Annotated in this window: 9 protein-coding genes; 3 read left to right on the forward strand and 6 right to left on the reverse strand. The window is 73.6% G+C overall.

Annotated features, from left to right (window positions below; all coding sequences use genetic code 11):
- Positions 1–297 precede the first annotated feature (297 nt).
- The 3 genes from AB0G74_RS07610 (at position 298) to AB0G74_RS07620 (ending at position 3,298) form a co-directional block, all read left to right on the forward strand.
- Complete coding sequence (locus AB0G74_RS07610) at positions 298–1,431, forward strand: acyl-CoA dehydrogenase family protein (RefSeq protein ID WP_361141725.1); 1,134 nt, start codon at positions 298–300, stop codon at positions 1,429–1,431.
- Positions 1,428–2,942 (forward strand): amino acid adenylation domain-containing protein, encoded by a 1,515-nt coding sequence (locus AB0G74_RS07615; RefSeq protein WP_361141727.1) that lies wholly within the window; start codon positions 1,428–1,430, stop codon positions 2,940–2,942. The genes AB0G74_RS07610 and AB0G74_RS07615 overlap by 4 nt, the downstream gene beginning before the upstream one ends.
- Positions 2,943–3,025: 83 nt before the next feature.
- A complete protein-coding gene (locus AB0G74_RS07620; RefSeq protein WP_361141729.1) occupies positions 3,026–3,298 on the forward strand; it encodes an acyl carrier protein in 273 nt (90 codons plus the stop codon).
- A gap of 67 nt (positions 3,299–3,365) precedes the next feature.
- Here the strand turns inward: AB0G74_RS07620 and AB0G74_RS07625 are convergent, their stop codons facing one another.
- From AB0G74_RS07625 to AB0G74_RS07650, 6 genes are read right to left on the reverse strand one after another with little or no spacing between them, the layout of a single operon-like run.
- Positions 3,366–5,156, reverse strand: coding sequence for a gamma-glutamyltransferase (locus AB0G74_RS07625; protein ID WP_361141731.1), 1,791 nt, complete (start codon positions 5,154–5,156; stop codon positions 3,366–3,368).
- Positions 5,157–5,180: 24 nt separating this feature from the next.
- On the reverse strand, positions 5,181–6,170 hold the full coding sequence (locus AB0G74_RS07630) for a PhzF family phenazine biosynthesis protein (protein WP_361141733.1): 990 nt from the start codon (positions 6,168–6,170) through the stop codon (positions 5,181–5,183).
- Positions 6,167–7,069 (reverse strand): LLM class flavin-dependent oxidoreductase, encoded by a 903-nt coding sequence (locus tag AB0G74_RS07635; RefSeq protein WP_361141735.1) that lies wholly within the window; start codon positions 7,067–7,069, stop codon positions 6,167–6,169. The genes AB0G74_RS07630 and AB0G74_RS07635 overlap by 4 nt, the downstream gene beginning before the upstream one ends.
- Positions 7,066–8,085, reverse strand: coding sequence for a hypothetical protein (locus AB0G74_RS07640; protein WP_361141737.1), 1,020 nt, complete (start codon positions 8,083–8,085; stop codon positions 7,066–7,068). Before AB0G74_RS07640 ends, AB0G74_RS07635 begins: the two co-directional genes overlap by 4 nt.
- Positions 8,082–8,549 (reverse strand): VOC family protein, encoded by a 468-nt coding sequence (locus AB0G74_RS07645; RefSeq protein WP_361141739.1) that lies wholly within the window; start codon positions 8,547–8,549, stop codon positions 8,082–8,084. Before AB0G74_RS07645 ends, AB0G74_RS07640 begins: the two co-directional genes overlap by 4 nt.
- A gap of 32 nt (positions 8,550–8,581) precedes the next feature.
- Complete coding sequence (locus AB0G74_RS07650; RefSeq protein WP_361141741.1) at positions 8,582–9,580, reverse strand: class I SAM-dependent methyltransferase; 999 nt, start codon at positions 9,578–9,580, stop codon at positions 8,582–8,584.
- Positions 9,581–9,741: the final 161 nt, after the last annotated feature.

Below are 9,741 nucleotides of genomic sequence, written 5' to 3' on the forward strand. Positions count from 1 at the left end.
GGGCGCGGGGAACCCGGGCCCCCGCCGGTGAGTACACCGGCCTCCGGCTGGGCATCTCATTGGTCAGCTCTCCGCCGACGGCGGGAGCGGGCGCGTCCCCGTACGACAGGTCCGTCCCGAGGTCCGTCCCGGTACCGACGAAAGGTTCCGTCCGTGTCCGAGCGGAGTGCCCGGCCCGACCCCGTCGCGGCACCCGCCCGCGCGCCCGGGGAGAGCGGGGCGCGCGGCGACCCGACGTGACCCCGGCACCGCCCCCGTACCGCAGGCCCCTCATCCCTTCACCAGCGGCGAGGTGTGATGTTCCTGGAGTGGCAACAGGCGCAGTCCGACGCGTACGACACCATGCTCGCGGCGGTCGGGAAGACCCTCAGGGAGCCCCCCGACGCCCGCTCCGAACCGCGGGCCGCCTGGCGGCGCTGCGGGGAACTGGGGCTGCTGGGGCTCTGTATCCCCGAGGCGTACGGCGGCGGCGGTCTCGGCGCCCTCGACACCGCGCACCTGGTGGAGGCGTTCGGCCGGGGCTGCGAGGACACCGGACTGGTCTTCGCCACCAGCGCCCATCTCCTCGCCTGCGCCGTACCCATCGCCACCTTCGGCTCCCCGGAGCTGCGCGCCCGGCTGCTGCCCGCGATGTGCGCCGGGGACGCCGTCGCCGCCAACGCCATGACCGAGACCGACGCCGGTTCGGACATCGCCGCGATCAGCACCCGGGCCGTCCGCGACGGCGACACCTATGTCCTCGACGGCACCAAGTCCTGGGCCAGCAACGCTCCCGACGCCGATGTCTTCGTCACCTACGCGGTGACCGACCCCACCGCCGGATTCCTCGGCACCTCGGCCTTCGTGGTGGAACGCGGCACCCCCGGCCTCCGGGTCGGCGAGCCGCTGGCCAAGATGGGCCTCGACACCTGCGCCGCCGGGGCCGTCCACTTCGATGACTGCCGGATACCCGCCGGAAACCTGCTCGGCGGCGAGGGCGCGGGCGGCGCCGTCTTCCAGCACTCGATGGCCTGGGAACGGGCCTGCCTCTTCGCCGGCTATCTCGGACTGATGGACCGGCTGCTCGACCGCTGTGTCGACCACGCCCGGCAGCGCCGTCAGTTCGGCCGCCGGATCGCCGACTTCCAGGCCGTCTCCCACCGGGTCGCCGAGATGAAGCTCCGGCTCGAAGGGGCCCGGCTGCTGCTCTACCGGGCCTGCTTCCGGCTCGACCGGGGCGACCACACCGCCGCCGACAGCGCCCTGTCGAAACTCGCCGTCTCCGAGGCCGCCGTCCGGGCCGCGTCCGACGCCCTGCGGATCTTCGGCGCCCGGGGCTATCTCGTCGCCGAGGGGCTGGACGCCGCACTCCGCGACACCGTACCCGCCCGGCTGTTCTCCGGGACCAACGAGATCCAGCACGAGCTGATCGCGAAGGGGCTCGGGCTGTGAACCTGGCGTCCCTCGTGATCGAATCGGCCCGCCGCGCCCCCGGCGACCCCGCCGTCTCGGGCCCGGACGGCGAACTGAGCTACGGCGCCCTCGACCGGGCCGCCGACCGGCTCGCGGCCCGGCTGCGGGCCCGAGGCGCGGGACCCGGCGACCGGGTGGTGATCTGGCTGGAGAAGTCGGTCACCGCGGTCGTCGCCTTCCAGGCCGTCCTGCGGCTCTCCGCCGTCTACGTACCCGTCGACGCCGCCAACCCGCTCCGCCGGGCCGTACTGATCGCCCGGGGCTGCGGCGCCGCCCTCCTCGTCACCGACCGGGACCGGGCCGAAGCGTTGGACGAATCGGGCCTCGGCACGCCCCCGGTCCTCACCGTCGGAGCGGCCGACCTCACACCCGCCGAAGAGCCGAACGGCGGCGGCGCCGGCGGCCGTGCCGGGCCCGGAGCCGTAGCCCCGGCCTCGGCTCCGGCTCCGGACGATCTCGCCTACATCCTCTACACCTCGGGATCGACCGGCGAACCCAAAGGCGTCTGCGTCACCCACCGCAACGCCCTGACCTTCGTCCGCTGGGCCGCCGCCGAACTCGGCGCGACCCGCCACGACCGGTTCGCCAACCACGCGCCCTTCGGCTTCGACCTCTCCGTCCTCGACCTCTACGCCGCGTTCCTGGCGGGAGCCTCGGTCCGGCTGGTCCCCGCCGAACTGGCCTACGCGCCCCGCCAGCTGACCGCGTTCCTCACCGAGGAGCGGATCACCGTCTGGTACTCGGTGCCCTCCGTCCTGGTCCTGATGATCCGTGACGGCGGGCTCTGCGACACCCCGCGCCCGCCCGCGCTCCGGGCCCTGCTGTTCGCGGGGGAGCCGTTCCCCGCCGCCCCGCTGGCCCGGCTGTACGGACACTGGCCCGGGGTCCGGTTCCTCAATCTCTACGGCCCCACCGAGACCAATGTCTGTACGTTCCACGAGGTCACCGCCGAGGACATCGGCGGACCCCTGCCGATCGGCCGGGTCTGCGCCGGGAACGAGGCATGGGCGGAACGGGCCGGCGGCGGACGGGCCGGACCGCTGGAGGACGGCGAACTCGTGGTCGCCGGGCCGACCGTGATGGCCGGGTACTGGGGCCGCCCCGCCCAGCGGGGCCCGTACCGGACCGGGGACCTGGTCCGGGTCAGGGCCGACGGCGGCTTCGACTACCGGGGACGGCTCGACCAGCTCGTGAAGATCCGGGGACACCGGGTCGAACTCGGCGAGATCGAGGCCGTACTCGCCCGCCATCCGGCCGTGGACGAGGCGGCCGTCCTGGTCGACGGGGAGGGGACCGCCGCCCGGCTGGTCGCCGTCGTCGTCCCCGGCGCCGCCGCGCCGCCGGGACTGCTGGCGGTCAAACGGCACTGCGCCGCCCTGCTGCCCCGGTACATGATCCCGGACGCCGTGGTGTCCGTACCCGAACTGCCGCGCACCCGCAACGGCAAGACCGACCGGTCACTGCTGCGTACGGCCCTGAGCGGCGGATAGGCACACCATGCCCGGGTATCCGCCGACCCGCTACCAACACGCCGATCCGCCGGAGCAACGAGGAGAGAGGACGACCGACGCCCATGGACCAGGCCGCAGCCGCCAAGGAGATCGAGCGGTACATCCGTACCGAATTCCTCGACGGGGACCCCTCCGCCGAACTGGCCGCCGACTCACCCCTGCTGGAATGGGGGGTACTCAACTCGATGAACATCACCCGCCTCGTGGCGTTCCTCAACGAGCGGTTCGGCGCCGAGGTGGCCCCGGGGGACCTCGTCCCGTCGAACTTCCGGGACGTCGACAGTGTGGCGCGGCTGGCCGCCCGGCTCGCTCCGGAGGGGGCGGCAACGGACTGAGCGGGCCGATGTGTCGATGTGCCGATGGGGGCGGTCCCGGGCGGGGCCGCCCCCAATCGGCGCGCGGTCAGCGGACCACGGCGTACGCCTGCCCGCCGCGGGGACTCGCGGCGGCCAGTACCCCGCCGTCCGCGTCGATCCCGGTGACACAGACCTTGCCCAGTGAGTACGGGGCCACCAGCCGCAGTTCGTGGCCCCGTTCGCGCAGCCCCGCCAGGGTCTCCCCGGGGAAGGAGTCCTCCAGGGCCAGGGTCAGCGGCCGGGCCGTGCGGGGGGTGAACGACGTCGGTACGTGATCAGTGTGGAAGGCGGGGGCCTCCACCGCCTCCTGCGGACCGAGCCCGAAGTCGAGATGGTGGACGAGGAAGCTGAGGGTCCACTGGTCCTGCTGGTCGCCGCCGGGGGTGCCGAACGCCAGCCGGGGACGGCCGTCCCGCAGCAGCAGCGACGGACTGAGAGTGGTCCTGGGCCGCTTGCCCGGCGCGAGGGTGTTGTTGTGGCCCTCCTGGAGCCAGGCCATCTGGCCCCGGGTGCCGAGGGGGAAACCGAGCCCCGGGACCACCGGTGAACTCTTCAGCCAGCCGCCGCTGGGTGTGGCGACGACCATATTGCCGTCCCGGTCGGTGGCGCTGACACAGGTCGTGTCGCCCTTGGCGGCGGTCCGCAGCAGCACCGTGGGGATACCGTCGCCGAGCTGGGTCAGCCAGTCGGGCCGTCCGGGGACGGGGGTCACGTCCCGGACCGGTGGGATCCACGGCTCGCGGCCGCCCGGTGAGCCGGGTCGCAGCTCCCCGGAGGCCCGGGGGCCGATCAGCGCCCGGCGGTCCGCCGCGTAGGCGGGGTCCAGCAGCTCCCGCAGGGGTACGTCGGCGTGCTCCGGGTCCCCGTACCACGCCTCCCGGTCGGCGAAGGCGAGCTTCGCGGCCTCCACCACCGTATGGAGGTGTTCCGTGCCGCCGCGCTCCATGGCGCCCAGGTCGAACCCTTCCAGCAGGGCCAGTTGCTGGAGGAAGACCGGCCCCTGCGACCAGGGGCCGGGCTTGTGGACCTGGTGGCCCCGGTAGTCGTAGCTCACGGTCGGCTCGGAGCCCGCGCGCCAGGCGGCGAGATCGGCGCCGGTGAGCAGCCCCCGGTGGTGCCGCCCGGTGCAGTCGATCTGCTCGGTGGCGGTGAACCGGTCGATCGCCTCGGCCACGAAACCCTCGTAGAAGGCGCGGGCGGCGGCGTCGGCCTGGCCCTCGCGGTCGGGCGCGGCGGCCCGCGCCTCGGCCAGGATCCGCCGGTAGACCCCGGCCAGGGCCGGATTGCGCATCCGGGTCCCGGCGGCCGGTACCCGCCCGCCGGGCAGGAACGTCCGGCCCGACTCCGCCCACTCGTCCCGGAAGAGAGGGGCCATCACCTCGATCATCGCCGCCGCCTTCGGCAGCAGCGGATAGCCGCCGTCCGCGTAGCCGATGGCCGGTTCGAGTACGTCCTCGACCCGGAGCCGGCCGTGGTCGCGGAGCAGCCGCATCCAGGCGCCGAACGCGCCGGGGACGGGGGCGGCCAGCAGCCCGGAGCCGGGAACCGTGTCCAGGCCCAGGGCGTGGAAGGCGGCCGGGGTGGCGGCGGCGGGCATCGGGCCCTGACCGCAGATCACCCGGGTCGTGCCGGTCGCCGCCTCGTACACCATGATCGGGACGTCGCCCGCAGGGCCGTTCAGATGCGGCTCGACGACCTGGCACACCAGGGCGGCGGCGACCGCGGCGTCGAAGGCGTTGCCGCCTCGGTCGAGCATCGCCATCCCGGTGGCGGAGGCCAGCCAGTGGCTGGCGGAGACGGCGCCCAGGGTGCCGTGGAGTTCGGGGCGGTGCAGCAAGACGGGTCCTTCCGGAGCATCGGGTCAGTCGGCGGGAGGCGGTGGGACGGCGACGGTGCCGCGGGTGACGGGGGTGACGTCCCCGGCGGCCGACGCGTGTACGGGACGGCCGCCGACGACGGTGACCGCGCACTCCAGCCGGCCGGTACGGGGGGTTCCGGCGCCCAGGCGGACGGTGTAGCGGTGGACGCCGTCCCCGGCGGGCAGCCGTCCGGTGGCGGCGAGCCAGCGGCCCAGCGCCAGCGCCACCGGGGCGCACGCCGGGTCGTCGGGGATACCGAAGCCGGGGGCGAACAGCCGGGCCCGGACGGTCACCGAACCGTCCGAACGGCCCGCGCGGTCGGCGGTGCGGCTGACAACGGTCGTGCCGCTCGTGCCGGGTGAGTTCGGCGAGTCGGCGGGATCGGCGGCGGGGGCCGGGTCGGTGGCGACGAGACAGAGCGCCTTCAACCCCTCCGCCGCCATCCGGGCGGGGTCGGGGCGGGCCCGCGCGAGGGCGGAGCCCCGTACCGGCAACAGGGGGAAGGGGGCGCCGAATCCGGTCGCCGTCGGGGCGTCTCCGGCGGGGTCGGCGGGGGTGTCGGCCCGGGTGAGACCGGCGGCGGCGAGCAGCGGTCCGGGGTCGAGGCCGGTGCCGGGCAGCGGGTCGCGGCCGAGGAGCGCGGCCCCGGCCGCGTCGGCGGTGAGCGTCTGCCGCGCCGCTCCGCAGCCCTGTGTCACGGGCCCGGCCGGGACGATTCCCAGCCGGACCAGGGTGGCGGCGGTGCCGATGGCGCTGTGGGAGCCGAACGGGGTCTCACCGGTCGGCTGGAAGACCCGTACCCGGTAGTCCTCGCCGGGCGCCCCGGCGGGCCGGACGAAGACGGTCTCGGTGGTGCCGAGTCCGGCGGCCACGGTCGCCATCGTGGCGGCGTCGAGCCCGGCCGCGTCCGGGACGACGGCCAGATCCCCGCCCGGGTACGGCCCTTCGGCGCACATCCGGACGATTTCGTACGGGAACTCGTACGGGGTCACGGGCGGTCCCCCGGGTTCAGTACGGCGGCGGCGATCTCGTCGAGGACTTCCGGCCGCCCCTGGTAGGGGAAGCCGGGCCGGGGCCAGTGGGTGACGACGTCGGTGAAGCCGACGGCGCCGAACCGGCCGCAGGCGTCGGCGTAGGACTCCGCGGAGTCGAGGGTGCGGGTGATCATGGCGCCGGTGACGACCATCCGGCGGAGCGACGCCGGGTCGCGTCCGACGGCGGCACAGGCCGCGTCGAGCGCCGCGGACTGGGCCGCGAGCCCGGACAGGGCCCGTTCGTAGGGGAGTGGTTCGCCCCAGCCGGGGCGGCCCGCCGTGATCCAGATATCCGCGTGGCGGGCGGCGAGCCGCAGCCCCCGGGGGCCGGTGGCGGCGATGGCGAGGGGGATCCGGGGCCGCTGGAGGCAGCCGGGCCGCATGGCCACATCGCGACAGCGGAAGTAGCGGCCCTCGTAGCTGGTGGCGGGTTTGCTGAGCAACTGGTCGGTGAGTTCCACGAACTCGGCGAACCGGTCGGCGCGTTCGGCGGGCGCCGGGGTCGCTTCGCCCAGTACCTCGTCGTCGAAGCCGCCCGCGCCCGCGCCGATACCGCAGATCAGCCGTCCTCCCGCGATGTCGTCCAAGGTCATCATCTCCTTGGCGAACGGCACGGGGTGGCGGTAGGCGGGGCTGGCGACCAGGGTGCCGACGGTGATCCGGCGGGTGGTGGCCGCGGCGGCCGTCAGGGTCGGGACGACGGAGAACCAGGGGTCGTCCCGGAGCCACCGCCACATCAGATGGTCGTAGGTCCAGACATGGTCGAAGCCCAGTTCCTCGGCCCGTACCCAGGTGCGGCGGGCGGTCTCCCAGCGGTGTTCGGGGAGGATCACGACCCCGTGGCGGAGCGCGCTCACCGGGCCGCCGGGGCGCCCGGCCCCGTGCCGTCGTCGGTACCGGTACCGGTGGGCGGGCCGCCGCCGGATCCGGTGACGGTGTCCGGGGCGCGTCCGGCGGCCAGGGCCGCCGTCCGGACCAGGGCCGGGATCAGATCCTTCTCGCATTCGGTGACGGCGGGATCGCGCAGCTCGTCGGGGACCGGGTCGAGGGCGTCGCCGACGTCCGGATAGAGCCCGTTGGTGGCCAGGTCGATGGCGACGGCCTTCTGGCGGCGCAGGAGCTGGGCCGTCACCTCCTTCCGGGCCACCGGCGCCCGCAGGGTGAGGAAGTAGCAGTCGAAGACGGCGCCCCAGCTGCGGTGGGAGGCGATGTTCCCCTCCAGGACCGCGGCCTGTAACAGGGAGCGGCCCTGGTCGACGAGTTTGGAGGCGACACCGAGATGGATCTGGTTGGTGAGGGCGATCTCGCGCAGCAGCTCCGCCGTCCGGTGCGGGACGACGGGCGGCGGCCTGCGGCCCCGGAAGAGGCTGCGGACGCCCGGGTAGTCGGGTGCCCAGGTGCCGCTGAACTTGTCGTGCTGGCGGTACATGCTGGGGCGGATGGTGCGCTGGTAGATCTCCCGGGTACTGGAGCCGGTGTACAGCAGCATGCCGCAGTACGCCCGGACGTACTCGGTCAGCCGGACGGCGGCCGCGTCCTGGTCACCGGTGCCCCGGTGGACGTCGGCGAGGGCGTCGGCGATCAGCCGCCAGATCACGAACGAGACATGGTGGCCGATGATCCAGCGGAACCAGAAGAGCCGTTCCAGGGACGCGGCGTCGATGGGATCGGTGGTCCCGAACCCCTCCCGGGCCTCCGCGAGGAAGCGGGTCACGGCGTCCTCGGCCGCGGGGGAGAGCGACCCCGGGGCGAGGGTGACGGGCTCGGGCGGATGGGGCAGGGTCAGCGGTTCCATGGAGTAGGGGTAGTCGCCGAAGTCCCAGCCCCGGTGCCGGGAGAAGCCGAGGGCCGCCTCGGTCGATGTGGCTCTCACGCCGGTCCCTCCGGAACATGGGTGAACTCGAATTCCAGGCCGTTGACGTCGAGGAAGTAGAAGCTCTCCACCCCGTCGTCGTCGACGACGATCTCGGTGGGCTCCTCGTCGTGGGCGAAGACGAAGCGGCCGGAGTCGCGGACGGCGAGCCAGTGCGCGCGCCGTTCCCGCAGTTCGGCGGAGGACTCGGTCGCCAGACAGACGTGCTGGAACCGGGCGCGGTCCGGCGGCTGCCGCCGGCCGTCGGTTCCGGCGTACTCGAAGAGGTGGAACCGCATCCCCGCCGCTTCCACCTCGGCCATCACGACGATGCCGGGCAGCCGTTCGCGGGTGAGCGGGGAGAAGACGTCCGTCGACCAGGTGGGGCGGCAGCCGAAGTACTCGCGGTACCAGTCGACGCTGTTGGCGAGGTCGGCGGTCTGGACGGCGATATGGTGCAGCCGGGGCGGGGCTGGCGGGGTCACTGAGGTTTCCCTTTCGGTCGGTGCCGGGCCGGTCAGAGCTGTTCCAGCTCGTAGATCACTTCGCCGACCGCGATATCGATCGCGTACTTCCGCCGTACCCGCCAGCCGCCCTCGGCGAAGACGGACTCCCAGTCCTCCGCCCGGGGGATGAAGGTGCCCATGAGGTCATGGGCGACCTCGAAGCCCAGGGTGAAGACCGGCAGATCCCGGTCGGCGACGCCCACCGTGCGGGTGGCGTCGCCGAGCAGGAACCGCCGGGTGCCGGGGAAGAGTTCACGCAGTCTTCGCAGTGTCTCGACGCACCGGGGTCTGGGCCAGAAGTCATGGCCCATCATGAAGCAGGTCAGCAGCTCCACCCGGGCGAACTCGGGGCGGGCCGTCATGGTCCGGACATCCGCCTGGACGAAGGAGACCCGATCGGCGAATCCGGCCCGGTCGGCGGCGTCGGCGGCGACCTCCAGGGAGGGCGCGGCGATATCGATACCGACCCCCCGGGCCCGGGGGTGGCGGCGCAGTACCTGGAGTACCCGCTCACCGCTGCCGCAGCCCAGATCGGCGACGACCCCCGGCTCGAAGCCGAGCCCGTCGAGGGCCTGGTCGAACCAGGGGTCGTAGCAGAAGGAACTGATCTCCCGGCAGGCGACCGCGATGGCGGCGCTGTCCCGCTGGTAGTAGTCGCCCGTCCGGTTGCGTTCGGGAAGCAGCTCGGGCATCCGGCGGAAGACTTCGGCGCTGCCCCGGGCGAGCCAGTGGAAGAAGGAGCGGGTCCGGAACACCTCGTCGAAGTTTCCGGCCGGGGTCACCTTGTTGTCGGCGCGTTCGACGATGTCCACCGCGGCCAGGGCGCGAAAGAGCCCGGTCGTCGCGGATAAGTCGAGCCCGTGTTCGGTGGCGAAGGCGGCGATGTCGAGGGCACCCCGCGATTTCAGCTCGTCGAGGGCGCCCAGTTCCCAGGCGGCGCTGATGGCCGAGGCCGCGACGGCTGAATTATAGATATGTGCCACTGCTCTTTCGGCGTTCTGAAGAGACATGTCCGCTCGCTCCCAGTTGTTCGCTATCCGGATGGGCCCGTCGGGCCGGAGAAAGCACTGTGCGGAGAACTGCCGGGCCGCTCCTGGTACGGAGTCGGCGGACGGCCGGAAACGCGGAAGTCAGTTGCCCCCTGCGGGTCGAAAGGAATTCTCCCCCGGGG

The organism is Streptomyces sp. NPDC020875, assembly GCF_040641415.1.
Classification (GTDB): Bacteria; Actinomycetota; Actinomycetes; order Streptomycetales; family Streptomycetaceae; genus Streptomyces.